The sequence below is a fragment of the Enterococcus sp. AZ101 genome (genome assembly GCF_050499005.1).
Lineage (GTDB): Bacteria > Bacillota > Bacilli > Lactobacillales > Enterococcaceae > Enterococcus_L > Enterococcus_L ureilyticus.
Map to the genome: position 1 here is coordinate 846,912 of NZ_JBMHEZ010000001.1, position 25,361 is coordinate 872,272.

The following is a 25,361-nucleotide window of genomic DNA, read 5'->3' on the forward strand; positions in this document are numbered from 1 at the left end:
AGTGTTGGTAATGTTTTTCATGGTTACTAATAGTTTGGTTCCTGTAATCAGTCTGGTTGAACCGTTAATATCAGAGGGAACGTCTGAAACTTCAATTGGAAAAAAATAGAGAAAAGATAATTTTTTAGTGAAAGCCAAATAGTGATAGAAGCTCCTCAGTTGGAGGCTGTTTCTATCACTTTTTTCATTATTCAGTTAGTTTTTCAAGAATGGTAAGAAGTGATATAATACGATTAATGATAATTGAGTCGGACCAAGGCTGAACGAGCTCGTTCAACTTTTAAATTTAGGAGGGAATATTTTGGATCAAAAAGAAGAACGTTTATTAATAGACTTGACCACTGCTAAAGGAGTACCAGGCAACGAAGAAGAAGTCAGAGAGCTATTTAAAAAATATGCTGAACCTTTTGCAGATAAAATCATGTATGATGGTTTAGGCAGTATCATTGCAAAACGTGTCGGTGATAAAGAAGGACCAAAAATTTTCTTCTCAGGACATTTAGATGAAGTTGGTTTTATGGTGACTCAAATCACAGAACAAGGGTTTATTAAATTCCAAACACTGGGTGGCTGGTGGGGACAAGTAATGCTGGCACAACAAGTTCAAATCAAAACAGGCAAAGGAGATTTATTTCATGGTGTGATCGGCTCCAAACCACCACATGTTTTGACAGCAGAAGCGAGAAAACAACCTTATGATGTTGCAGATATGTTTATCGATATTGGTGCATCTAGTGACAAACAAGTCGCAGAGTGGGGCATCAAACCAGGAGATATGATCACGCCTTACATTGAATATCGTCGGATGAATGGGACCAAGTTTATCTTAGCCAAAGCATGGGACAATCGTATTGGTACGGCGGTATCACTAAGAGTATTGGAAAATCTAGCCGCACAAGGACATCCGAACATCTTATTTGCAGGAAGTGATGTACAAGAAGAAGTTGGTTTACGCGGTGCACAAACAAGTACGCATTTAGTTGACCCAGATATTGCCTTTGCACTTGATACTGGAACAGCAGGGGACACGCCAGGCATGACGCCTAAAGAAGCAGACTCTGAATTAGGAAAAGGCCCACAAATCTTGATTTTCGATGCGTCGATGATTCCACATAAAAAATTACGCGATTTTGTGATCCAAGTGGCACAAGAAAATAATATTCCGTTCCAATACACTGTCATTACAGGTGGTGGTACCGATGCGGGTAGAATGCATCTAACTAAAAATGGCGTACCATCATTAGCAATCACAGTTCCAGTTCGTTATTTACATTCTCACACATCAATAATCCATGAAGACGATTATTTAAATACCGTCAAATTAGTAACAGAAGTAGTGAAACGACTAGATAAAGAAACTGTAGATAAGCTTCGCAGTTATTAAACTAAAAAGGGGAATTTTCACATGAAGAGTCAAATTACAAATGCAATGCATCGAGAGCAAGCTCGAATATCATTAAAAGATCAATGGGGAACGATGGCCTGGATTACCTTTTTAGCTGCCTTTATTCGTTTTATGATTGGTTCAGTAGTTGGCGGTATTGCCAATCTACCGAAAGAGAGTGCTGGAAGTAATGTTATGTCATTTTTGCTAAATAACTTTCTCTTTTTTGCGATTACCTATGGTACTTATTATTGTGCGTTACAAGTATTACGTGGTAAAAAAGTTCAGTCGGGCATGTTAACAACTATTTTTCAAGGCAAGTTTTATCTTCCAATGTTGCTGATCAATCTTATCCAATACCTTGTTGAATTAGTGATGAATTTAATTTTGTTATTACCAGTCCTTATCTTCTCAGGAGTCACACTGTATTTTGGCTTGATGTTTAACACCGTTTCTGTTGATCACATTCAATCTGAAATGGGTGGAGATATCTTTTTGGGTTTACTGCTAATTGGTTTTGGATTTTTAATGATTTTAATTGGGGTCTTTATTAGTGGGGTCTTCCAATTTGCTATTTGGGTAAAAATGGATGATCCAGAGCTATCTGTCGGGGATACTCTTAAATACGCATTATTCTTGATGAAAGGCCGTTTTGGTCAATATTTACTTTTACAAATTTCTTTTATCGGCTGGTTCATTATCGGTGCTTTAGTTTTTGGAATCGGTTTGTTTTGGGTGTTTCCTTATCATGACGTTGCTATCGCAAGTTTTTACGATACAGCTCGTGAAGAAAAAGGGGCACCGGCAGTTGTAGAATAAGTATTTAGTAACTTATCGATAATTGAAAAATATATCTTTAGTAGATTAAAATAGCAAACGACCGTTGGTTCAACAGCTTTAGTCTAAGTGCTTTGTAAGAAAGTAAAGAGGTTGGGACAGGAGTGTTTAATCCCGAGAAATAAGAAGGAATTACTTCTGCTCGCACCGTTTATACGAATTCCTTGAGTCTGAGAGATAATGATGTGACCCCCAAAAGTTGTACGTGAAAAATACAATTTTTGGAGGTTATTTTTTATGAGTTATTATGAGGTAGAATTCAAATTAAAGCTAGTGAAAGAGTACCTAGAAGGCCCTCTGGGCGGACGAGCCTTGGCTAAAAAATACGGACTCCCATCAAATGCCTTAATTTACAATTGGAAACACTCCTATCAATTATTTGGGAAAGAAGGGCTCAAAAGACGCCGTTCGCTGACAAAATATACTAGTGAATTTAAGCGAGATGTATTACACTTTATAGAAACGACAGATGCTTCTTTCGGTGAAGTAGCAAGACAATTCAAGCTACCTAATGGGTCGATGATTTCTCGTTGGCAAAGGAAATACATCGCTGGTGGTCAAACTGCTCTGTCCAATCAAAAAGGGAGACCCAAAAAAAGGATGAACAAACCAACAAAAAAACAGCAAGAAACAAGCAAACTATCTCGTGAAAAGGAATTAGAGCGTGAGAATGAACGTTTGCGAATCGAGGTCGAGTATTTAAAAAAGCTACGGACTTTCCAACAGACTATTATGGCGAAGCGAAAAGACGAGTTCAAACCAGAATAGCCATAGAACTTATTGGAAAGTATCGTCAAGATCATGTATTACAAGCGATTAAGCTACCGCGTTCTACCTTCAATTACTGGAAAAAGATAATGAGCGAAGAAAAAATGACTCACATAGAGAAATTGATTCAAACAATTTTTGAAGAGAATGATCGCAATTATGGCTATCGTCGAATCAAGTTGGCTTTAGTGAATAGGGGCTATCAAATCAATCATAAGAAAATCAGACGAATTATGAAGAAATATAACTTAGTATGTATAAGCTTTACACGTCGTTCAAGAAGGTATCGATCTTACAAAGGTTTGGTGGGAACCTTGGCTAAAAACAAGGTGAATCGCCGCTTCTTTAGCACGATTCCAAAACAAAAAATCTTTACAGATATTTCAGAATTCCACTATACTGAACGAAATTCCGAAGGAATTAAACTAAAAAGAAAAGCCTATCTCAGTCCTTTTCTTGATGGTTTTAATGGAGAAATCATTGCCTATCAATTTCAGCAAAAACCAACGTTGGATTGCGTATTGATTCCTTTAAAAACAACCATTAAAGAAAGTAAAAAGACCAACGTTCGAACAACAATCCATTCCGATCAAGGGTGGCATTACCAAAATCAACAGTATGTTAGACAATTGAAGCAAGCAAAGTTATACCAGAGTATGTCACGAAAAGGAAATTGTTTGGACAATGCATTAATGGAAAATTTCTTTGGTCTAATGAAACAAGAAATGTATTATGGCCGTAGTTTTTCTAGCTTTGAGGAATTAAAACGAGCAGTTACAAATTATATTGATTATTACAATCATCATCGGATAAAAGCAAAATTGACTGGTATGAGTCCGGTTCAATACCGAATTCATACCAGTCGAATGACAGGTTAATCTACGTACAACTTTTAGGGCGCACATCATAACTCGTAGAGTTATGTCCCAGACTCTTTTTTTGATTTATCATGTTTGTTTCTGTCAATGATTTCCTTTTTTGTGTTACCATTAGGTGAAGACGAATCAAGGAGGTAGATGAAATTGAAAATAACCATTTTGGGCTGCTTAGGCGCTTATCCGTATAAAGGAGAAGGAACCAGTTCTTACCTGATAGAATCAGATGATTTTAAGCTGTTGTTAGATGCTGGAAGCACAACCTTAGTCAATTTAGAGGAGCATCTTGATCCCTTAAAGCTAGATGCCGTGATTTTGTCCCATTATCATTACGATCATATTGCTGATCTTGGTGTGCTGCAGTATTACCGTCAATTATATCCAGTGATGGAACCAACACCTATATTGCCAATTTATGGACATACAGATGATGCTGTTCATTTTGAATCGTTGAATATGTCTGGGGTATCAAAAGCCGTCCCTTATTTTGAAGCAGAGGAATTAAAATTAGGCCCCTTTCTCATAACCTTCATGAAAACCATTCATCCAGTTCCTTGTTATGCGATGCGTTTTGTAGAGGAAAAAACAGGTAAAGTGTTTGTTTTCACTGGTGATTCGGGCTATTTGGAAAGTTTTGTTGATTTTGCGAAAGATGCAGATGTTTTTTTAGCAGATACTTATTTGTTTGAAGGAAACGAACACCACCATGCTCATTTTACTGCCAAAGAGTCTGGAGAAATCGCCAAAGCAGCGCATGTCCAAAATCTTATTCTGACCCATTTACCGCAACATGGTTCATTAGAAGAACTAAGAAGACAAGCTGAAAATGCCGCTGGTAGCCATGTGTCCGTTAGTTTAGCAAAGAAAAATTTAGTGATTAAAATTTAAGGAGTGGTAAACATGATTTTTGTTCCAAATGAAAATAATGATCCAAGAATCAACTTAGCAATTGAAACGTATTTATTAAAAGAAAAATCGTTAGATGAACCGATTCTCCTATTCTATATTAATGATCCCTCCATTATTATTGGACGCAACCAAAATACGATTGCTGAGATCAACAAAGAATATGTAGATGAACATGGCATTCATGTTGTTCGCCGTTTAAGTGGTGGTGGAGCTGTTTATCATGATCATGGAAACTTGAACTTTAGTTTTATCATGCCAGATGATGGAAATTCTTTCCGTGATTTTGCAAAAGTGACTCAACCAATTATTCAAGCACTCCATGAGCTAGGTGTTTCGGGTGCTGAATTAAAAGGGCGCAACGATTTAGTTATTGATGGAATGAAGTTCTCTGGAAATGCGATGTATGCAACGGCAGGGAGAATGTTTGCGCATGGTACTTTGATGTTTGATAGTGATATCAATGAGGTAGTGAACACATTAAAAGTTCGCAAAGATAAAATAGAATCAAAAGGGATTAAATCTGTCCGTTCTCGAGTGACAAACATCAAACCGTTTTTACCAGCGGATAAGCAAGAAATGACGACAGAAGAGTTTCGTGAAGATATTTTATTGAAAATATTTGGTGTAAACGACGTTGATCAAGTAAAAACATACGAATTAACGGATGAAGACTGGGAAAAAATCAACAAAATTTCCGATGAATACTATCGTAATTGGGATTGGAATTATGGCAAGTCACCAGCGTTTAACTTAGAACGTCATCAGCGTTTTCCGATTGGTTCCATCGATGCTCAGATGAATGTAGAAGAGGGAATAATCAAAGAAATCAAAATCTTTGGCGATTTCTTTGGACTCGGTGAAATCAAAGATGTAGAAGATATTTTGACTGGTACAAAATATAAAAAATCAGCAATCGAAGCAGCAGTTGATCAGATTGATATCAAAAAATATTTTGGTAACATTGAAAAAGAAGACTTGGTAAACTTATTGTATTAAACGAAAGAATAGTGAAAAGCGCGCATTGCTTGTTTTTATTTAAAAACAAGCAATGCGCGCTTCTATTTTTACCTCACTCATTCAGATTATAAGGCACTAGGATAGGATGTTTCGTTTTATCTCATTTATTTAGATTTTTTCCTAAAAAATCTAAATAATTTACATTATCAATTGATAAGGATATACTTAAAAAAACGAGTTGGTGGTGTATAATAGTGAAAAAAGTTATAGTAATTGGTGCAGGAGCTGCAGGATTAGCAGCAGCTATTCGTCTGCAACACGAAGGGTATAATGTTCATTTGTACGAGAAAAATGAACAAGTCGGTGGTAAAATGTACCAAATAAAAGAACAAGGATTTACTTTTGACGTAGGTCCGACCATCGTAATGATGCCTGAAATTTATCGTGAAGTTTTTGAACAATGTGGGAAAGACCCAGATCAATATATACCGATGAAAAAAGTTGATCCCATGTTATCCTTGAACTTTCCAAATGAAGAAACGTTGAACATGTCTTCGGATCTAGTGTCTTTAACGTCACTTTTAGAAGGTATTTCAGAAGAGGATATGCAAGGATATCTAGAATATTTAGCAAGTATTTATAAACGGTATCAAATAGCGAAAAAGGCTTTCATCATGAAATCATTTCGTTCTTTTTGGGATTTTTATAATCCGAGATCATTGATTGATGGGTTTAGATTACACACATTTAATGATGCCTATAGTTCTATTTCAAAATTTGTAAAAGACGAAAGATTACGGAAAGCATTAGCCTTCCAAACTCTTTACATAGGGGTTTCTCCTTATAATGGTCCTTCTCTTTATACAATTATTCCTATGATTGAACTAATTTATGGCATCTGGTTTATTGAAGGTGGGATGTATACCTTGGCTACAGGAATGGTCAAAGCTTTTGAAGAGCTTGGTGGTACGATACACCTTAATACACCTGTTAAAGAAATCATCATAGAAAATAAACAAGCAACAGGAATCAGGACAGAAGAGGGCATTATCCCGAGTGATTACGTCGTGTGTAATGCTGATTTTCCTTATGCAATGAAGTCATTGTTACCAGATGAAAAGACTAGAGGAAAATATACCGATAAAAAAATTGATAAGTTGGATTATTCCTGTTCATGTTTCATTCTTTATCTTGGTCTGGATAAAAAATATCCAGTGGATTCACTTCATACGATTCGATTTGCTGAAGATTTTGAAAAAAATATTAATGATATTTTTGAAGATGGAAAATTACCAGATGACCCTTCATTTTATATTTATGTTCCGTCTTCAATCGATGAAAGTTTAGCGCCAGAAGGGCATGAAGGAGTTTATATTTTGGTGCCTGTTCCTGAACTCTCACAAGGAGTGGATTGGAACGAATCAACAACGCAGGCATTTCGACAAAACGTTCTCGATTTAGTCAAAAAAGAAACTATTTTCTCTGATATAGAAGAACATATCGTTTATGAATCTCTCTATACACCTAAAGAGTTCAAGCAAAATTTTAATGCTTATAATGGTGCAACATTCGGACTGAAACCGACCTTAAAACAAAGTAACTATTATCGTCCTCATAATAAATTCGATTATGCAGATAACCTTTATTTTTGCGGTAGTAGTACACATCCAGGGGCGGGAGTTCCGATTGTTTTAACAAGCGCTAAGTTAGCTGCGGAGGAGTTGTTGAAAGATGATAAAAAGAAAAGATGACGTAACAAAACTATTTTCAATGTATGAATCAGATTTCGCTTTGTGTGAGGAAACGATTCGCAATCATTCAAAAAGTTTTTATAAAGCCTTTTCTAAACTTCCAAAGCAAAAAGCACTAAGTATTTTTGCTATTTATTCTTTTTGTCGTGAAGCAGATGATAGCATTGATGTATACCGTGATGTGGATCGTTTAAACAAATTAAAACGTGAATTAGATGACTTTTTAGCAGGGAAAATTCCAGATCGTTATTTTTGGAGAGCCTTAGTGCCAGTATTCGAAACCTATGAAATGAATCAACAGTCTTTTTATGATATGTTATTGGGGCAAGAGATGGATTGGACGTTTCAACAACCTGAAACACAGACTGAATTAGAAGAATATTCTTACTATGTTGCAGGATCAGTCGGATTGATGTTGTTGCCAATTCTTTCTGATCGTCCTGATGAAATAAGAAGCCAAGCAATCCAATTAGGTGAAGCCATGCAAATCACGAATATTTTAAGAGATATCGGAGAAGACTACAATAATCAGCGAATCTATCTTCCAAAGGAAATCATGGAAAGATTTGATGTTTCACTTGATTCGTTGGAAAAAGGCATCATCAATGATTCTTTTATAGAATTATGGGAATACGAGGCAACAAGAGCTGAGCAACTATACTCAAAAGCCCAAACAATGCTAGCTTCTATCCACAAAGATTGTCAAGAAGCACTGTTACTATCTATCTATTTTTACAAAGGTATTTTAAATTCAGTTAGGCAAAGCAACTATCAATGTTTTAATAAGAGAAACTTCGTGAAGAAAAGTCAGCAACTTGAATTGTACCAAAAAGCAAAAAACTATTTGAAAACATTATAGGATAATGGATACCCTTTAAATGTTTCATGATTGTTTTTAGTTTAAGTCTAGTAAAATCGTAGTAGATTAAAAAGAATGCATCGTTGTTAAAAGACATGAACGAAACTATTTTCTCAAAACAGCTAAAAAAGGCTATTAACCGAAAATGATTTCTGCTATATTACTAGTAGTGAAAACTAGAAATGATTGACTTTTGGAAGGATGAATAACGTGCGCAACGAAATGATGCATCGACCAGTTGTGAAACCAGAACTTGTTGAATTTATGCGAAATAAACAAAAAAAAATCCAAGGTGAACTTGGCGTAATCGAAGAAGAAGCTCACGAAGCGGGAGTACCGATCATTCCCCATGAAACAGTAGTGTTCTTGCAATTTTTCTTAGGTCAAATCAAACCTAAGAACATTTTAGAAATAGGGACAGCAATCGGCTTTTCTTCTAGCCTTATGACGCAATGTGTCGGGGAAGACGGACATGTTACGACGATCGATCGATTTGATGTAATGATCAGAAAAGCGAAAGTAACCTATGAACGTTTAGGTCTAACGGACAAAGTAACTTTATTAGAAGGACAAGCGGCGGAAATTTTGCCGACACTAAGTGGTCCTTATGACTTTATTTTTATGGACAGTGCAAAATCTAAATATATCGAATTTCTACCAGAATGCTTACGCTTATTACGCGTTGGCGGTGTGTTGATGGTGGATGATGTCTTTCAAGCAGGCACGATTTTAGACCCAATCGAAGAAATTCCTCGTAGCCAAAGAACGATTCATAGAAAATTGAATCAATTTTTAGAGACAGTTATGACCCATCCAGATTTGACCTCAACATTATTGCCGTTAGGTGATGGCGTGATCATGATCACAAAAGAAAGAGAACTAACTGAATAACGAATAGACAACTTGGGTCAGGATTTAATTATTTTGATCTGAGTTTTTTATGTGACGATAAAGGAGTAGATAAAGTTGAAATCAGATAAAGAAAAGCTTCAAGTGTTAAATAATTTGGTTGCACATTACGGTTTTCAATATTGGTGGGAAAATGAAAATCGGATTTCTGATTGGGTTTCGATGATCTTGATCCAGCAGACGACTGAAAAAAATGCGCATAAAGCATTGGCTAATTTGGAACCTTATCTAACAGTAGAAAGTCTTCATGAAATGGAATTAGAAACACTTCAAGAACTGATCCGTCCAGCAGGATTTTTCACTCAAAAAAGTAACTATATCAAAGCATTGATCAGTTGGTTTATTTCCCATGATAGTGATTTTGATAAATTTCGTGCTTACTCTACTGAAGCGTTAAGAAAAGAGCTGTTAACGATCAAAGGTGTTGGCTCAGAAACAGCAGATGCGATGCTCCTTTATATTTTTGAACGAAATGTTTTTATCGCGGATCAATATGCCATTCGTTTGTTTAATCGTTTGGGTTTTGGTCCCTATAAGACGTACGAAGAAATGCGGAAAGACTTCAATCATTTGACGGATGGAATTCTTCATGATTTATGTAAAGAATGGCATGCAGTAATTGATGTTCATGGTAAGCATTTTGGCAAAGACAAGAATATGGATGAATCATTTTTAATCTCCTAAGCTTAGTTTCCTTCTTTCGATTGTGTTTAATGTTCGTTTAAGTTTCAAGGCGTACACTTTCTCTATGAGAGGAGGGAAACGTCATGAATACTACTAAAAACATAAAAAGAAAGATTCCTAAAATACTTTTGATTGTAGGTGTTATTCTAATGCTCTTTCTTCTATTTCAAAAAAGCTTAACGGCATTCGCCGAAAAATTTACATCAACAAGTGCCCCCGTGGCAATTCAAACGCCAACGATTTTTGTTCCAGGCACAAATGGGACAGTGAATCGATTCAATGGCTTGATCAAAGCCTTAGATTCAAAAGCTGACGTGTTAAAAGTGACCGTAGCAACAGACGGAACGGTTTCCTCTAAAGGAAAATTAACAAGTACCGCAGAACATCCTATCATCGTGATCGCGTTTGAAGACAGTAGTGATGAGACACTACCCGTTCAAGGAAAATGGTATCAATTAGCATTACATTATATCCAAGAAAAATACTCATTTGAAACATACAATTACTTAGGGCACTCCAATGGCGGATTAGTCATTACCTCTTATCTGGAAGAATTTCAACAAACTGGTGACCCTGAATTAGCCAAACTAATCACACTAGGAACGCCTTATAATGATACGTCAAAAAAATATAATGAAGCGGTGACTTCATTTACCCAACTAAAAGAAACTAGCGACCTGCTTAAAGGCTATTTAACGAATCTAGAAAATATCCCTGATACAATTGAGATGTTGAATATTGCTGGAGAGGTTGATGATACGGCATCTGATAATACCGTTCCTGTGCAAAGCGTCTTTTCTGGAAGGTACATTTATCAGGATCAAGTAGCGGAGTATCAGGAAGTGTTGATCGAAGGAGAAAATACAAGTCACAGCGAGTTAGTTGAAAATCAGAAAGTCGTTCAATTATTGAAAGATTTTTTTTGGTAGAATAGAATGAAAATGAAATAGGATAAAGACTCTTGTCTTTGTTCTGTTTTCATTTTATGATGTAAGTATAATCAGACAAGTAAAAACGATTGGTTTTTAGCTTAATGAGAATGAAAGAGCTATTTTCTCAAAGAAAAGCCGAAAATAGCAAAAATAAAATAACTAAACTATAATAATTCTATTGACATAATAATTTTAAATTGATACGCTAAGAGTGTAGAAAAATGTCTAGCTACACAGGCTAGCTTTTAAAAATTAGGAGGAATATGTAGATGAACTTAATTAACACAAAACTATTAGATTTCGAATGTGACGCCTATCAAGATGGAGACTTCATCAAAGTATCAACAGCAGATGTATTAGGTAAATGGAGTATTTTCTTCTTCTACCCAGCTGACTTTTCATTTGTTTGTCCAACAGAACTTGGCGACATGCAAGATCATTATGATCACCTAAAAGAGTTGAACTGTGAAGTATACTCAGTATCAGAAGATAGCCATTTTGTTCATAAAGCTTGGGCAGATGCGACAGATACAATCGGTAAAATCAAATACCCAATGTTAGCTGATCCAAATGGAAAAATTGCTCGTTTCTTCGGCGTTTTAAATGAAGATTTAGGTCAAGCATACCGTGGAACATTTATCGTTAGCCCAGAAGGCGAAATCAAATCATACGAAATCAATGATATGGGAATCGGCCGTAATGCAGATGAGCTAGTTCGTAAATTAGAAGCATCTCAATTCGTAGCAAAACATGGCGATAAAGTTTGTCCAGCAAACTGGAAACCAGGCGAAGAAACAATTGCACCAAGTTTAGACTTAGTTGGTAAAATCTAAACGTTTGAATAGACAACCTTGAGACTTCCTTTATGGGAAGTCTTTCTTAAAATTTACAGAGCAAAATAATGAGATAGACAAAAAGGAGAACATACATGAGCCAAGAAATATATGATTTGATCGTAATTGGTGGCGGATCAGCGGCATTATCAGCAGGAATTTATGCAGGTCGTGCGATGTTAGATACATTGATCATCGAAAAAGATAAGATTGGCGGACAAGTAACCACAACTTCTGAAATCGTGAATTACCCAGCGATTCGAGCAACTACCGGTCCTGAATTAATGGAAGATATGCGTTTACAAGCGCTAGATTTTGGGGTTGAATTTACAACTGATGAAATCATTGATGTCGATTTAAGCCAAACGGTCAAAACAGTCAAATCCGCGACTAAAACCTATCAAGCGTATGCGGTGATCATCGCAACAGGTGCATCAGCACGAAAAATCGGCTTTCCAGGGGAAGTTGAATTTACAGGACGTGGCATTGCGTACTGTTCAACTTGTGACGGTGAATTCTTCCAAGGTTTAGATATTTTTGTACTTGGTGGTGGCTATGCGGCGGCAGAAGAAGCGGTTTATTTAACTCGTTACGGTAAATCAGTCACAATGATCATTCGTGAACCTGATTTTACTTGTGCCAAATTAACAGCAGAAGCAGCCAAACAGCATCCAGAAATCAAGATCATCTACAATACAGAAGTCAAAGAAATTACAGGTGATGATTTTGTTCGTAAAGCGGTCTTTGTCAATAATGAAACAGGCGAAGAAACGACTTACGAAGCACCAACTGACAGTACATTTGGGATGTTTGTGTTTGCTGGAAATAAACCAAGTACAGAAATTTTTGAAGGAAAAGTCGAATTAGATCGTGGTTATGTCCCAACCAATGAAAACATGGAAACCAATGTTCCTGGTGTTTATGCTGCCGGAGACCTACGTATCAAAGAATTACGTCAAATCGTTACAGCAGTTGCTGATGGTGCAATTGCCGCAACGAATGCGCAAAAATACATCACCGAAGAAAAAACAAAAGCAGGCCTATCAATCGTCAATGAACGGATGGAAAAACGTTTAGCGAAGCAACATGCTGACAATAAAGAAACACAACCAAAAGCAGAAAAGAAACCTGCTAAAGCAACAAGTGGAAATAACACATGGTTCCCAGATGCAATGAGAGAACAATTGGGTGGTATTTTTGGTAAATTAACGAAAAATGTAACCTTATTACAAGTGATGGATAGCAGCGAAGAGAAATCCCTTGAATTGAATTCTTTCCTAACGGAATTTGCCTCATTAAGTGATAAAATTTTGTTGGAAACTGTTCAAAAAGGTGCGGACTCTGATGTAGAAGCGAAATATGGCATTGATAAATTACCAAGTGTTGTTGTCTTAAATGATCAAGGCGAGTACACAGGAATCAAATTTAGCGGTATTCCAAGTGGGCATGAAGTCAATTCAATCGTTTTAGCTGTCTATAATGTAGGAAGTGCTGGACAGCCAATTGAAGAGCCAGTAGTGAATAAAATCAAAGAATTACCGAAAAAGAAAGTTCAGATTTTCGTTTCATTAACCTGTCATTACTGTCCAGATGTCGTGGCAGCGTGTCAACGAATTGCTTCTATTAATCATAATGTTGAAGCAGAAATGATCGATATTGGTGTTTTCCCAGAATTGAAAACAGAGAAGAAAATCATGAGTGTTCCTGCGATGATCATTGATGATAAAGACATTGTTTTTGGTTCTAAAAATATGGATGAGATCATTGAGATTTTAGAAAAATAAAGAAAAAGCCGAATCAAAAGAACGAATTGTTCTTGATTCGGCTTTTTCTATTTGATTGTAACAAGTTTTTTCAACGGTTCAACACCAAAATGTTTTTCCTGATACAGTAAAATTTCAGCGCAAGCTCGGCTGTCTTCTAGTGCATCATGATGATTGTTCAACTGGATATCTAGATTATCACAAATCGTGTTTAATTTATGATTCGGCAACTCTGGAAATAACTTGCGACTCGTTTTAACTGTACACAATGAAAGATAATTCGGTTGTTCGATCCCATAATAATCCAAGGACCCAGCTAAAACACCACAGTCAAAAGGGGCATTATGAGCAACCACTAAACTATTGGGTTTAAAACAGGCTTGGATCTGCTTCCAAACATCAGGAAATTTAGGGGCATCCGCCACATCTTCTGGTTTGATTCCATGAATTTGGATATTTTTCCAGAAAAAGTCGGTTTCTGGTTTAATTAGTGAGTAATATTCATCAACGATGCGGCTATTCTCTACTTTTACTAAAGCAACAGAACAAGCGCTATGTTTAGCGTAACTGGCTGTTTCAAAGTCTATGGAATAAAAATTCATAGTCATTATCCCTTTCGGTTCAAAATTAATTCATACATGCAGTATAACAAAATAATAGATACAGGGTAAGTCCCATTCAGTAATATTAACAGAAATTAAATAAAAAGAGGATGGGACAGAAGTGTTAAACCCCGAGAAATAAGCTGAAATTCACGAAAATTGTTCTTCAAATTTTTGTGACCAAGTAGGTACTGTGCAACATCAACTCGTTCTTTGTTGTGTTTTACAGCAATTTCAGCTTATTTCCGAAGGGATTGCTTCTGCTCCCACCGTTTATCCCGCTCACTAAGCAATCGTTAAATCAACCTCTACTGGACAATGATCACTGCCAGTAATTTCCGTATGAATTTTCGCACTTGTTAAAGCCTCTTTCAATCCATCAGAAACAACAAAGTAATCGATTCTCCACCCAGCATTATTTTTCCGTGCATTAAAACGATAACTCCACCAAGAATAAACGCCTTCTTGGTCAGGATAGAAATAGCGATAAGTATCAATAAAGCCACTATCCAATAATTCTGTAAATTTTCCACGTTCTTCTGGTGTAAAGCCAGCATTTTTTTGATTGGTTTTCCAGTTTTTCAAATCGATATTTTGATGAGCAACATTCAAATCACCACATAAAATCACTGGTTTTTCTTTGCTCAACTCATTTAAGTAGGCACGAAAAGCATCTTCCCATGTCATACGATAATCCAATCGTTTCAGTTCATTTTGCGAATTAGGTGTATAACAAGTAATCATAAAGAAGTTTGGATATTCCAATGTGATCAAACGACCTTCTTGATCATGTTCTTCAAGTCCCATGCCGTATCGTACGCTGAGTGCTTCTTCTTTGGCAAAAATGGCAGTCCCTGAATACCCTTTTTTCTCAGCATAATTCCAGTATTGATGGTAACCTGGCAACTCTAAGTCAATTTGACCTTCTTGTAATTTAGTTTCTTGCAGACAGAAAAAATCTGCATCTAATTCGTTGAAAACTTCCATAAAGTTCTTTTTAACAACGGCACGTAAGCCGTTAACATTCCACGAAATACATTTCATCTTGAGGACCTCCTTCAAAATTGACGCGATTTATTGATTTTTGTAACTGAGACTTTAGATTAGTTTAACATACATAATCCAGATTTTGGTATTCTGTGTCGACTTTCTGATTGAAATCAACAAGTATCATTTTTGTATTCAGGTATTTAGATTTATGATAAAGTGAAAGGGAAGTCATGGAAAACACTATAAATATTTTGAACTGAAAGGAACTATCAAATTGAATACAAAAGAAATTGGGTTGCTGGTTTATGGCGTGGTACTAAGCAGTATGATTGGGGTTATATCGTTTATCTTTTTAAGAGTGGAAGGAATAGGTTCTGAATTACTTTGGAATTTAGTTTCGCCGGATACTCCTTTACGTGTGTTCTATATTTTAGGGCTTACGTTAACAGGTGGCGTTTTACTAGGGTTTTTACGAGCAAGATGGGGGAATTTACCTCATACAGTTCATGATTCTGTAACAGAATTAAAGCAAACAAAAACACTCGATCATAGTAGTGTTTTCCGTAGTTTGTTGATAGCTCTTGTCGTATTGATTTTTGGTGCAGGCGTAGGACCAGAAGCGGGGTTACTAAGTGCGGTTATTTATTTATCTGTATGGCAGGCGGATAAACTGCGCTATTACTACTTTCACTTTAATGAATTGAAAGAGTTGTCTCTAAAAGAGCAGATTGCACGTCTGATTCATCCTAAAAACTATTTGTTGACGTATGATGAAAAAAGAGCTGCTGATACAGGCCAAAAGTCGAAGAAAAAGTTTTTTTATCTGCTATTTATTATTAATGGCTTGATCACTTTTTTCCTTTTAATGAAACTGACAGGACAACCTTCTTTTGTTTCTAAAATGGGCGAATCAAATTGGATAGGGAAAGAGCTGTGGATAGGCTTGCCGTTGATGCTTTTTGGGGTAATAGTTGGAAAATGTTATCTTCTGTTTAAAATCTTTCTAAAGAAACGGTTAGATTTTTGGCAAGAGTTTCCGATTCGTAAAGCATTGATTGGATCTATCGCAATTTTTCTAATAGGTGTTTTTCTACCTAATTTACTTTTTTCAGGGCAACTATCGCTTTCATTGGCACCATTTGTTGGAAGTCAAGCTTCATTTTTAGTGTTAACGATGATTGCGTTGATCAAATTAGTATTCTTGCAACTATGCCTTAATACAGGTTGGATCGGTGGCGATATTTTTCCTATTGTATTTGCGGCAATCATTCAAGGATTTGCTGTATCACAGTTATTTACCCAAACGGATCGTTTGTTGATTGTTGCAATCGTGAGTACCAGTATTGCAATTGCAATCATAAATTCACCGTTTCCAGTAGGTGTGTTTATGATGTTATTTTTCCCACTAAATCTAAGCCCAATTATTTTAGCGGTAGCAATTATTTTATTTTTCGCCAAAAAAGGGTCAAATCGATTCATCCAAAAGAAAACAGTGAATCAAAAAATAGAATAACATATCATGTATCGTACTAAGATTATTATTATGTAAATAGGCGTTATCGATTTTATAAATATCGTGCAAAAAGCATATTTACTTGTGTACCCTTATCCAAGCATACCTTACTTATTATTAAGGGAGATGCCACTAAATGGACACCTCCTCATTTTTACTTCTTAACAAAATGAGTAGTTACTTTTCTTTCACGATCTAACTTCTTAATTTTGATTTGTTCAGCTTCCACCAAACGGATAAATTCTGTGAAAAAAGCGTGGAACAAATGACCACAAGCATAATATTCTTTGATAACTTTTTTCTTGTTGATTGGACCCGTTCGGAATTGGAAGAAATGATCCAATACGGCAAGAGGTTCTTGCCATGAGTCAAAATGATCTAGTAAATCTTGTAAATCAGTAATATCTTGATAGGGGATTGCTTTTAGGGTATGTAGCTCGTTTTTCATAATGGTTCTCTCCTTTTTTGAAGCACTGAATTTCGTACTTCAGCGCTTCTTAATGTACGCATTGACTTAGGCAACTTATTATATTAGCGGTAGAAATGACTTGTGGATGATCATTGTCAGTCTGGTAGAATTTCTATCGCTTTTTTTGGGATAAAACAAAAAACGCTATTGGAGCAGTCAGTGAGAAAAAGCTATTTTTTCAACAACGTTCTAAAAATACCTCAATCCGAAAAGTGCATGGATTCCTTTTTAGTCCAGTTGTTCAAAACTTAATGACTTTTTATCATCTTAAAACTACCAATACCGCCATCAATTATCTAGAAAAAGTATGCAGACTTTATTAAGTACATGATTTTAACAAAAAGTTTCCAGACAGACTAGAAAATTCCAGTAAAATTAGGTACAATAAAGAATGCTAGGACTTTGTGCTAGCAATTGGCAACTTGTATAGATAGTGTTCGCTGTCTATGCAAGGCTTCATCAGTTGGTTGTCGCCAAGTGATGAAGTGCCTTTTTGCTTTGCACCACTACATTCCACTTCGATCTCATCAATTTCTAAGAGCTAAAGCTCTAAGAATTGAAGGACCACGACTGACCAAAGGGCAGAGTGGATGATGCAAAGTACAAGGTGAACGAAGTGAACGTTGTCTCCTTGTCTTATATCTATAATTGATCATTTGTTTTAATTTGAAGTGAACCTCCTTTACTTGAATTTGTAGAATAGAAAAAACGATATCAGGAAATTTCCCAATATCGTCAACAATAGTCTCTAAAAATCATCTACCACTTCTTCTAAAATAGCCCAAAAGTTAACAAACCTATGGCAAAATAGGTAAACTTTAGGTATAAGAAAGAAGCTAGTACATGTTACTAGCACTATTGGCAACTTGTTTGGGCAGTGTTCGCTGTCGTTACAAGGCTTCGATTATTTGGTTGTCGCCAATTAATGAAGTGCCAATTTATTTTATATTCTGATTTGAACAGCTCATTTATAGATGGGCTGTTTTCTTTGTTCTATTCTACCTTCTAAGTATATACGAAAAGAAGGCGAACACGCAACCTAATTTTCCTCTTAAACGCCATTAAATAACACGAAAAATCGTTTCCTTATATATAAGATAAAATAACAGAAAATTATTTTTATTTCCCAAATTGGAAGTTTTTGACTTGCAATTTTTTGTTTGATAAAGAAATTCATGTTAGAGATAGCTATAAATATGTGATTTACTTCGATATTTTATTAAGATATACTTTATATTAGGGTTGAAAAAATATAAAGGAGTATGAAAAAATGATTGATGTTAACGGTGCAGAAGCACAGAATCAGGCGACCAAGATTGGTCAAGCTAACGATAAATTAACGATTTCCCAAACCGTGACCTTTTCTTCTGGGACAACGGTGCCAGGAAATGCCACAGCAACTACTACTTTTGAAGAATTTAAAACCTCTTCCACAACAATCCAACAATTGTTAAACCGTGACGTAGCGAATATTCACAGTGCTATTGCAGCGTTTGAACGAGCAGATTCCCAGACGAAACAGTTATTTGATAGACCCTTTACAGGTTTGATGAAATAGCGAGGGATTGAAGCGTTTAACTTAAGGAGTGGATGATATGAAAGAGGACGACATTAGAAAGAAGCGAATTGAAAACGAAGAAAAGCAAGAAGAGACTGTTCAGATTAGCCTATTACTAGAACGTCAAATGGAAGAATATGGACAGCTAGCTACGAGGGAACGGATACAAAATGAACGGATATTAGCCTATTTTCATGGACAAGAAGAATTTTCTTTTTTTGAAGATATTGTTGAAGAAGCTCGTATAGAAGAACACCGATTTTTTGATGAAATGAACGAAGGTCAGGAAATAGTAAACAAGGAAAAACGACAATTAGAAGAGTATTCCGAAACCTTGTATGAAGTAGAATTACAAGCGCTGAGAGAGGAGGAAGATGCCCGTGGTCAAAATGGTGATTGGTGAAGTCCAAACTCAAACAGAACAAATAAAATCATATGCTAAAACGTATAGTCAGGCATTGGAATCTGTTTCAACCGCAACGCAAGGGATTCAGTTAGCGGTAGGAATGAGCGGAGAAGGAATGGACGCCATAAAATCCTATCTTTCAAGCGTTTATCCAGCCCTATGTAAAGCAGCGATTCTTCATAGTGAGGCGGTTGTACAAGCGAATGAACAATATGTGGAAGCCTACATCTCTCAATGCGGTAGCGAAGATTTAGATTCAGAAGAATTACAAGAGCAAATCAATGAAGCTGACAAACTGATCCAAGGGTTTCAATCGTCAAAAGACAGCTATACTCAAGCCAAACAAAATTTATCAGACGACAAAGATAAATTAATGGGCATGATTTTCCAAGCCGCAATCACTATCATGGATGCAGGCATCACACGTAATCAAGCGAAAAAATCCAAAATAGAGGAAAAACTTCAAAAATTCCTTGCATTTTGTGACCAGTCTACCAGTTATTTTGATGGGTTGAGTGATACAGGGAATTTGCTTTCAAAAGGAATGCAAGCTTTAGGTGTTAACGGTAACGGCAGTATTGGTCCTAGGAGTTGGAACGGTAAAGGGTTTTCATTGAAGGATACATCTTGGATCAACGATGTAAATAAGAATTGGAATGATCGAATTGAAAGACGGGATAAAAAATTATTAGATGGTTGTAAGATTATTCATGTTTTTGATGAAAAATATGGTAAAGACGTTTACATGTTTGAAAAAGATGGGTATCATTACACCTTGAATGAAGATGATTTATCAGCAGATTTAAAGAAATTAATCAAAAAATACGGCTTAGATGTGTTAGAATTAAGTCCAACAGAGATGTCAAAACGAGTTAATGATTTCCAGAAGAGTGGGCGAGATTATTTTAGCGGTGATAAAGTTGGAATACCAGGTTTTGGTGCTTTAGCCCATGGACAAGATTTTATGGGGAAAGCACAAGAATCAGGTCTGTGGGATGCGATGTGGGCGCTTGGATTGACTGGAGCTGCAGTGAGGAATGCGCAGATTTATGGTAATAAAATTAGTGGACCCAAACTGAATAATAAAAATACAAATGATTTTGCTACAGAAGTATTTTTACCAGATGAGTATTATAAAAATAATTATTCACCTATGGAGGGCATTCCTAATAGTAGAATGGAATTTAATAGATTAGGTTCTAGTGGTAGTATTGAAAAATCTATTGTAATATATGACAGTCAAGGGAAACAAAGTATGAGAATAGATTTTTCAGATCATGGTAATTCTCTGCATCATACAAATCCACATATTCACGAATATAATTGGTTTGATAGAGGAAGAGCAGCGAATGAAACAAAATATTTCTTAGATGAAAATGGTCTATTTATGTCTGGGACAATAAATAAAGATACTAATACCATTCAATTTTTAGATTAAATATGTAAGGGAGCAAAATAATGAAAAAATATATCAAAAACTATGACAAGGTACAAAATAAAAGAGACATTGAATTAGGCTGGTATGATAAACAAATTATGCGAATAGACTTTTTTATAGAAGAGAATATTTTTAATGAAAAACGTACAATCTTGAATTTAGATACTAAAATTGCTAATAAGACTAACAATCAAATTTTGCTGGAAAAGTTGAGATTTGTAAATGTGAGGAATTTATCTTTAAAAGAAGTTAACTATTCTCCCATTGATAGTCTTATTATAGAGGATATGAAAGATACTGGGTGTGACTATTCTGAGGATATGCGTTTTCATGTACATGATGATAGTGGTTATGGTGAAAAGGCAGGATATAACTATATTAGTTTTTATTGTGAAAGCATCGAGGCCATTGATTTAGAGGAATTTCCTTATTCAGATTTCTAAATTCTGAATAAGGAAATGGTGGACGTGATGAAGCTTATTATGGAGTTAGTATAGATGGTAAATGTTCATTACAAAGTAAAGAATATGAATTATTTAAGCGGTGCTAGTGTAAAATTGCTAGTACCGTCTTTTTCATAGTATGAAGCAGAATTACAAGCGCTCAGAGAGGAGGAAGATGACCGTGGTCAAAATGGTGATTGGTGAAGTCCAAACTCAAACAGAACAAATAAAATCATATGCTAAAACGTATAGTCAGGCATTGGAATCTGTTTCAACCGCAACGCAAGGGATTCAGTTAGCGGTAGGAATGAGCGGAGAAGGAATGGATGCCATAAAATCCTATCTTTCAAGCGTTTATCCAGCCCTATGTAAAGCAGCGATTCTTCATAGTGAGGCGGTTGTACAAGCCAATGAACAATATGTGGAAGCCTACATCTCTCAATGCGGTAGCGAAGATTTAGATTCAGAAGAATTACAAGAGCAAATCAATGAAGCGGATAAGTTGATACAAGGGTTTCAATCGTCAAAAGACAGTTATACTCAAGCCAAACAAAATTTATCAGACGACAAAGATAAATTAATGGGCATGATTTTCCAAGCCGCAATCACTATCATGGATGCAGGAATCACACGTAATCAAGCGAAAAAAGCCAAAATAGAGGGAAAACTTCAAAAATTCCTTGCATTTTGTGACCAGTCTACCAGTTATTTTGATGGGTTGAGTGATACAGGGAATTTGCTTTCAAAAGGAATGCAAGCTTTAGGTGTTAACGGTAACGGTAGTATTGGTCCTGGGAGTTGGAACGGTAAAGGATTTTCTTTGAAGGATACATCTTGGATGAAAGACGTGAATAAACGTTGGAATGATCGCCATCAAACCAGTGAGCAGAAATTTGTGCGAAACTTGAAAGAGCAGTATGGATTTGATGATGAGACAGCACAAATTATTTTGAAAATGAAAGAAAATATTGATAAAAATTATCCTAATCTTTCACAGAGAGAACGAGATTATATTTTGAATCGTTTACTTGGTGGTTTGGTATATGGTGAAGGAAGCTTAAAACAAGCTGCTATGTGGGCTAATACGGCGGGTTTGGGAATTACTGATGGCGGTGGTGATGCTCTGTCAATTGAGGATCAGTTAAAGAAATTACTTGGCTTAAGCGATAGAGACTATGATTTATTACGTTATAAAGTGAGAATACAAAATATGATTTCATCATCCGGCAATATATCTTTTAGTGATCTAAACAAAGATCAACGACAAAAATTCAAAAATACTATGGGGCAAGCTTTGGGACATGATTTATCAATGGAAGATTTTGAAAAATTATGGAATAACCAATATAATCAGATGAGAGGGAAAGGAGACTTTGCACATCAGTCTATTACACAAGCTACCATTTTAAATCCGGGTATTCCAGCAGCAGCTGGAAATGGTGGTCGTGAAAATGCTAATCGTTTATCTGGTTGGAAAGGTGATGCAACAAAAGCGGCTGAAGCAAAACCGAGCTTAGGTCCAGATGATTATAAAGCGGATTTGGATTCAGAAAATATAACATATTTAATGAACAAAAATAAATGGTCTTACATGGATGCAATGAATTATTATCACAATCGTTTGCGATCAGGACAAAGCCGAGCACAAATTTTTACTGAACATACATCGTATAACGAAGTGAAAAAAACTATATTTGATAGTCTAAAAGTCAATTCTATGAAAGAATTAAAAGAAAAATACTATGATTCGTATCGATTTTTATGTAACTTAAAGGATAAAAATAATGAATTGAAGGATTATTAGAATGAAAAAAAAAATCTTTTTTATTATATTACTGATACTGATTGTCTTTGGGGTTTATAAAGGTTGGGGATATCTAAAAGTTAAAAATATTTTTGATGAAATATATTACTCAGAATATGATGATCTTGGTTATGTTTTAAATCCAAAAGGGTTTCCAAAGATGAAACAGATTGAACGGTGGGACAGAAAAACAGCAGATACTAATAATGTTGCAGGTCCAATAATTGAGAGTTATAAAGAAGAATATTTGGAGAACGGTGAGTCTTTATCAATTAGTTTTATGTTTTCAAAAAAAGAGTTTTATATAGGATATACTAAAAAAATAGATTCCAATATCTCTTATGATATTGGATATAGATATGATAGTGAAACAAAAATTTTAAATGAAGACATCAGTATTATAGATGACAACATAGAAAAATGGGATATAGAAAAAGCGAACGAAATCCAAAAATATTTTGATAAATACAATATTTCAAAGAAAGAAGTACAAATAGTAGCGGATAACGTCTTATACAATAAAGTTATCAAGGATTGGATCAATACTTATCCTAGTCGCTTCTCTGCAAAGAATATTGGAAAAGTGATAATCAAGAAAGATCCATTTTTAGAATAAATTGAAATGAGTAAAAAAATGAAGAAGAAACCAAAGCTTGTTGTACTATGTATAGTTATATCTTTTTGGATATAAAGGTTTGGAGTATTTGAAAATTAAAAATGTTTTCGATGAGATGTATTACACTGAAATTAAAGATATGAAAAAGCAGACAGCAAACGGATTTCCTAAAATGAAACAAATCAAAAGCTGGGATAAAAAAAGTACAGACATTATTCTGAGGCAACCTTAGAGTATATTGCATTGATGGCAGAGCTTCGGTTAAGAGAGTTAGACAATTTCTTGAACAGTCCGATTGGAAAATTTTATACAGCTGTTGTAGGAATGGTCTTCTTCTATGGCGGAGCCAAATTTATTGTTAAGGGAATTGTAGATTTAGGGAATGGTCTAGCCATGGCATATGGAATGGATGCGGCAACAGGGCAAATGATTCCTGTGCTTGTCAGAAGTGATGGATTGGTTATCTCTGAAGTGATTCAATCTGTGTCGGCGGGTGTAGCACAGGTAGTTACTGGAATAACTGTTAATGCTTTTGGCGAACTGAGTACAGGTGATTTGACTCCCGGAGGTAGATCATTGTCAACACATGGAGCAGAGCGAGCTAACGAAAGAGGTTTTACTCCAGAAACAATTGATTCTATCATTGAAATAATATGAAGACTAGATCATCTAGAATAGACGAGCTTGGTAGGAAAACATGGGAATATATAGATCCTAGGGGGAATAAAGTTGTAACTAATGAATGGGGGGGGATAATCTCAGTTCACTCACCGGCTCCAGGAGGAGTATATATACCCAAATAGTAAAAGGAGCTAAAAAAATGGATCGGATTTTTAAGAAAATCGTGAAAGAAATAGATCATGGATACGAACCCGGAATTGGTGCAGAGATTAATTCCTTTATGACATATCAAAAAGAAAACATAAATGATTATCAGTTATGTTTTAGTGAAAACGAAGAGTATTTTTCTCTAGATATAACTTTAGCTAATTTAAATAAAATAGCAGTCAAGCAGCTTTTTTTTCAGTTAATGCTGTTTATCGAATATTCGCATGCAACATTTTACACATTCAATCAGGGTATTGATGAAATAAGCTATGAAGTAACCTCTTATAATATTGATAAAAAGGGATTTTTACTGAAAATTAAATTTAGTTCATTAGATTAGGTAAAAACTTTAAATAAGTGTGAAATTTTAATTTTTAGGTAGTGACATAAAGCAATGTCTAATTGGAAAAAGATCTTGGAGAATATGCTGTTTTTTTAATTCTATTTCGATGAGTTATTTAAAGGAACACTATCCAGCATCATATAACTTCATTAGGAGTCTTGAAGATAGCCAAAATAATTATCAAAATTATGTAAAGTAAAGGAAATTGATGGGTGAAACAAAGAAGAATCAGGTTAGTGTTTACTGTAATTTTATGTATTCTTATAATTGTCCCTGTATATTTCAGAATCAGTCAATATTTAACAATAAAAAATGTTTATGATGAACGTGGAGCTATTAATACGTCTTTTTTGGGTAGAGGAAATGTTTCCTTAGGGAAAGTTGATGGTATAGAGAGCTGGAATAGAGCAGACGCTTTTGACGAGAAATTTCCTGTTAGCGAAAAATATGATGAAAAGTCATTGCCAACCAACATGACAAATATGTCTCTTAGTTTTTTCTTTTCTGAAAAAAGACTGAATATTAGTTTTGGTTATGTCTTATCCGAGTCTGTTTCTATTAGATTCTACAATCAATATTATGTGGGGAAAAGTGAATTAGTTAGAAGTATATATTTTGTAGACGAACAAAATAAGATTAGTGAAAAAAATAAGATAAAAGAATACTTAGACAAATATAATATCGATAAAGACATACTTGAACAATTTTATAAGAAAGGTATGGATGATATTCTTCTTAAAGATTGGTTTTCAGTTCATAAAAGTCGTTTTTTTTTTTTAAAATCTAGGAGAATTAATTATTAAGGATGAACTTTTTTCAGATTTGTAATGATGGTTAGGATAGCTATATCTTCAATTTTAATGAATCTGTGGCTTCTTATGAATGTAAAA

25 protein-coding genes and 1 pseudogene are annotated in these 25,361 nt (G+C 35.3%); 23 read left to right on the forward strand and 3 right to left on the reverse strand.

Annotated features, from left to right (window positions below; genetic code table 11):
- The first annotated feature begins 301 nt into the window (after positions 1-301).
- The 13 genes and pseudogenes from IGJ50_RS03940 (at position 302) to IGJ50_RS04000 (ending at position 13,482) form a co-directional block, all read left to right on the forward strand.
- Complete coding sequence (locus IGJ50_RS03940) at positions 302-1,384, forward strand: M42 family metallopeptidase (RefSeq protein WP_429948986.1); 1,083 nt, start codon at positions 302-304, stop codon at positions 1,382-1,384.
- A 21-nt stretch (positions 1,385-1,405) separates the two neighbouring features.
- Entirely contained in the window at positions 1,406-2,203 is a 798-nt protein-coding gene (locus IGJ50_RS03945; RefSeq protein WP_429948987.1) for a DUF975 family protein, read from the forward strand.
- A 255-nt stretch (positions 2,204-2,458) separates the two neighbouring features.
- Positions 2,459-2,989: a helix-turn-helix domain-containing protein gene (locus IGJ50_RS03950; protein ID WP_429948989.1), complete on the forward strand. Its 531-nt coding sequence runs from the start codon at positions 2,459-2,461 to the stop codon at positions 2,987-2,989.
- Positions 2,977-3,867 (forward strand): annotated as a pseudogene (locus IGJ50_RS03955) (IS3 family transposase); the annotation flags it as partial. The gene IGJ50_RS03950 and the pseudogene IGJ50_RS03955, both read left to right, overlap by 13 nt.
- A gap of 144 nt (positions 3,868-4,011) precedes the next feature.
- A complete protein-coding gene (locus tag IGJ50_RS03960; RefSeq protein WP_069641071.1) occupies positions 4,012-4,752 on the forward strand; it encodes an MBL fold metallo-hydrolase in 741 nt (246 codons plus the stop codon).
- A gap of 12 nt (positions 4,753-4,764) precedes the next feature.
- Positions 4,765-5,769 carry a lipoate--protein ligase gene (locus tag IGJ50_RS03965; RefSeq protein ID WP_429948991.1) on the forward strand — a complete coding sequence of 335 codons (1,005 nt, stop codon included), beginning with the start codon at positions 4,765-4,767 and terminating at the stop codon, positions 5,767-5,769.
- Between the two features lie 215 nt (positions 5,770-5,984).
- Positions 5,985-7,481, forward strand: a complete 1,497-nt coding sequence (locus IGJ50_RS03970) for a phytoene desaturase family protein (RefSeq protein WP_429948993.1) — start codon at positions 5,985-5,987, stop codon at positions 7,479-7,481.
- Positions 7,462-8,340, forward strand: a complete 879-nt coding sequence (locus IGJ50_RS03975) for a phytoene/squalene synthase family protein (protein ID WP_206838230.1) — start codon at positions 7,462-7,464, stop codon at positions 8,338-8,340. Before IGJ50_RS03970 ends, IGJ50_RS03975 begins: the two co-directional genes overlap by 20 nt.
- Positions 8,341-8,550: 210 nt before the next feature.
- On the forward strand, positions 8,551-9,231 hold the full coding sequence (locus tag IGJ50_RS03980; RefSeq protein WP_429950022.1) for an O-methyltransferase: 681 nt from the start codon (positions 8,551-8,553) through the stop codon (positions 9,229-9,231).
- Positions 9,232-9,306: 75 nt separating this feature from the next.
- A complete protein-coding gene (locus IGJ50_RS03985; protein ID WP_429948995.1) occupies positions 9,307-9,933 on the forward strand; it encodes an endonuclease III domain-containing protein in 627 nt (208 codons plus the stop codon).
- An 83-nt stretch (positions 9,934-10,016) separates the two neighbouring features.
- Positions 10,017-10,862: an alpha/beta hydrolase gene (locus IGJ50_RS03990; protein ID WP_429948997.1), complete on the forward strand. Its 846-nt coding sequence runs from the start codon at positions 10,017-10,019 to the stop codon at positions 10,860-10,862.
- 272 nt (positions 10,863-11,134) lie between these two features.
- A complete protein-coding gene (ahpC, locus tag IGJ50_RS03995) occupies positions 11,135-11,698 on the forward strand; it encodes an alkyl hydroperoxide reductase subunit C (protein WP_010760552.1) in 564 nt (187 codons plus the stop codon).
- A gap of 95 nt (positions 11,699-11,793) precedes the next feature.
- The gene (locus tag IGJ50_RS04000) at positions 11,794-13,482 is read left to right on the forward strand and encodes an FAD-dependent oxidoreductase (RefSeq protein WP_429948999.1); all 1,689 of its coding nucleotides are present in this window, start codon (positions 11,794-11,796) and stop codon (positions 13,480-13,482) included.
- A 47-nt stretch (positions 13,483-13,529) separates the two neighbouring features.
- On the opposite strand, the gene IGJ50_RS04005 is transcribed toward IGJ50_RS04000, so the two are convergent.
- Positions 13,530-14,063 (reverse strand): 3'-5' exonuclease, encoded by a 534-nt coding sequence (locus tag IGJ50_RS04005; protein ID WP_111248188.1) that lies wholly within the window; start codon positions 14,061-14,063, stop codon positions 13,530-13,532.
- A 285-nt stretch (positions 14,064-14,348) separates the two neighbouring features.
- Complete coding sequence (locus IGJ50_RS04010; protein ID WP_429949001.1) at positions 14,349-15,107, reverse strand: exodeoxyribonuclease III; 759 nt, start codon at positions 15,105-15,107, stop codon at positions 14,349-14,351.
- Positions 15,108-15,327: 220 nt separating this feature from the next.
- Between IGJ50_RS04010 and IGJ50_RS04015 the strand changes: the two genes are divergently transcribed.
- Entirely contained in the window at positions 15,328-16,566 is a 1,239-nt protein-coding gene (locus tag IGJ50_RS04015; protein ID WP_429949003.1) for a chloride channel protein, read from the forward strand.
- 154 nt (positions 16,567-16,720) lie between these two features.
- Here the strand turns inward: IGJ50_RS04015 and IGJ50_RS04020 are convergent, their stop codons facing one another.
- Complete coding sequence (locus IGJ50_RS04020) at positions 16,721-17,014, reverse strand: hypothetical protein (protein WP_429949005.1); 294 nt, start codon at positions 17,012-17,014, stop codon at positions 16,721-16,723.
- A 1,291-nt stretch (positions 17,015-18,305) separates the two neighbouring features.
- Between IGJ50_RS04020 and IGJ50_RS04025 the strand changes: the two genes are divergently transcribed.
- The 9 genes from IGJ50_RS04025 to IGJ50_RS04065 all read left to right on the forward strand — a co-directional run bounded on the left by IGJ50_RS04025 (position 18,306) and on the right by IGJ50_RS04065 (position 25,274).
- Positions 18,306-18,593: a TIGR04197 family type VII secretion effector gene (locus IGJ50_RS04025; RefSeq protein WP_206838250.1), complete on the forward strand. Its 288-nt coding sequence runs from the start codon at positions 18,306-18,308 to the stop codon at positions 18,591-18,593.
- 37 nt (positions 18,594-18,630) lie between these two features.
- Positions 18,631-18,996, forward strand: a complete 366-nt coding sequence (locus IGJ50_RS04030) for a hypothetical protein (protein ID WP_206838252.1) — start codon at positions 18,631-18,633, stop codon at positions 18,994-18,996.
- Positions 18,968-20,437, forward strand: a complete 1,470-nt coding sequence (locus IGJ50_RS04035; protein ID WP_429949008.1) for a T7SS effector LXG polymorphic toxin — start codon at positions 18,968-18,970, stop codon at positions 20,435-20,437. The genes IGJ50_RS04030 and IGJ50_RS04035 overlap by 29 nt, the downstream gene beginning before the upstream one ends.
- 20 nt (positions 20,438-20,457) lie before the next feature.
- The gene (locus IGJ50_RS04040) at positions 20,458-20,880 is read left to right on the forward strand and encodes a hypothetical protein (RefSeq protein WP_206837881.1); all 423 of its coding nucleotides are present in this window, start codon (positions 20,458-20,460) and stop codon (positions 20,878-20,880) included.
- A 175-nt stretch (positions 20,881-21,055) separates the two neighbouring features.
- Positions 21,056-22,684: a T7SS effector LXG polymorphic toxin gene (locus IGJ50_RS04045; RefSeq protein WP_429949010.1), complete on the forward strand. Its 1,629-nt coding sequence runs from the start codon at positions 21,056-21,058 to the stop codon at positions 22,682-22,684.
- A gap of 1 nt (position 22,685) precedes the next feature.
- Entirely contained in the window at positions 22,686-23,300 is a 615-nt protein-coding gene (locus tag IGJ50_RS04050) for a TipC family immunity protein (RefSeq protein WP_429949012.1), read from the forward strand.
- 246 nt (positions 23,301-23,546) lie between these two features.
- Entirely contained in the window at positions 23,547-23,957 is a 411-nt protein-coding gene (locus IGJ50_RS04055; RefSeq protein WP_429949014.1) for a hypothetical protein, read from the forward strand.
- Between the two features lie 163 nt (positions 23,958-24,120).
- Positions 24,121-24,468, forward strand: a complete 348-nt coding sequence (locus tag IGJ50_RS04060) for a hypothetical protein (protein ID WP_429949016.1) — start codon at positions 24,121-24,123, stop codon at positions 24,466-24,468.
- Positions 24,469-24,683: 215 nt separating this feature from the next.
- Positions 24,684-25,274, forward strand: coding sequence for a TipC family immunity protein (locus tag IGJ50_RS04065; RefSeq protein ID WP_429949018.1), 591 nt, complete (start codon positions 24,684-24,686; stop codon positions 25,272-25,274).
- The last annotated feature ends 87 nt before the right edge of the window (positions 25,275-25,361 follow it).

Excerpts from the sequence above, each read along its gene's own strand:
- ahpC (WP_010760552.1), top strand. The coding sequence starts at position 11,135 with ATGAACTTAATTAACACAAAACTATTAGATTTCGAATGTGACGCCTAT.
- IGJ50_RS03965 (WP_429948991.1), top strand. The coding sequence starts at position 4,765 with ATGATTTTTGTTCCAAATGAAAATAATGATCCAAGAATCAACTTAGCA.
- IGJ50_RS03975 (WP_206838230.1), top strand. The coding sequence starts at position 7,462 with ATGATAAAAAGAAAAGATGACGTAACAAAACTATTTTCAATGTATGAA.
- IGJ50_RS04060 (WP_429949016.1), top strand. The coding sequence starts at position 24,121 with ATGGATCGGATTTTTAAGAAAATCGTGAAAGAAATAGATCATGGATAC.
- IGJ50_RS04030 (WP_206838252.1), top strand. The coding sequence starts at position 18,631 with ATGAAAGAGGACGACATTAGAAAGAAGCGAATTGAAAACGAAGAAAAG.
- IGJ50_RS04040 (WP_206837881.1), top strand. The coding sequence starts at position 20,458 with ATGAAAAAATATATCAAAAACTATGACAAGGTACAAAATAAAAGAGAC.
- IGJ50_RS04005 (WP_111248188.1), bottom strand. The coding sequence starts at position 14,063 with ATGAATTTTTATTCCATAGACTTTGAAACAGCCAGTTACGCTAAACAT.
- IGJ50_RS04020 (WP_429949005.1), bottom strand. The coding sequence starts at position 17,014 with ATGAAAAACGAGCTACATACCCTAAAAGCAATCCCCTATCAAGATATT.
- IGJ50_RS03945 (WP_429948987.1), top strand. The coding sequence starts at position 1,406 with ATGAAGAGTCAAATTACAAATGCAATGCATCGAGAGCAAGCTCGAATA.
- IGJ50_RS04055 (WP_429949014.1), top strand. The coding sequence starts at position 23,547 with ATGGCAGAGCTTCGGTTAAGAGAGTTAGACAATTTCTTGAACAGTCCG.
- IGJ50_RS04025 (WP_206838250.1), top strand. The coding sequence starts at position 18,306 with ATGATTGATGTTAACGGTGCAGAAGCACAGAATCAGGCGACCAAGATT.
- IGJ50_RS04045 (WP_429949010.1), top strand. The coding sequence starts at position 21,056 with ATGACCGTGGTCAAAATGGTGATTGGTGAAGTCCAAACTCAAACAGAA.
- IGJ50_RS04035 (WP_429949008.1), top strand. The coding sequence starts at position 18,968 with ATGCCCGTGGTCAAAATGGTGATTGGTGAAGTCCAAACTCAAACAGAA.
- IGJ50_RS03990 (WP_429948997.1), top strand. The coding sequence starts at position 10,017 with ATGAATACTACTAAAAACATAAAAAGAAAGATTCCTAAAATACTTTTG.
- IGJ50_RS04000 (WP_429948999.1), top strand. The coding sequence starts at position 11,794 with ATGAGCCAAGAAATATATGATTTGATCGTAATTGGTGGCGGATCAGCG.
- IGJ50_RS03950 (WP_429948989.1), top strand. The coding sequence starts at position 2,459 with ATGAGTTATTATGAGGTAGAATTCAAATTAAAGCTAGTGAAAGAGTAC.
- IGJ50_RS04010 (WP_429949001.1), bottom strand. The coding sequence starts at position 15,107 with ATGAAATGTATTTCGTGGAATGTTAACGGCTTACGTGCCGTTGTTAAA.
- IGJ50_RS04050 (WP_429949012.1), top strand. The coding sequence starts at position 22,686 with ATGAAAAAAAAAATCTTTTTTATTATATTACTGATACTGATTGTCTTT.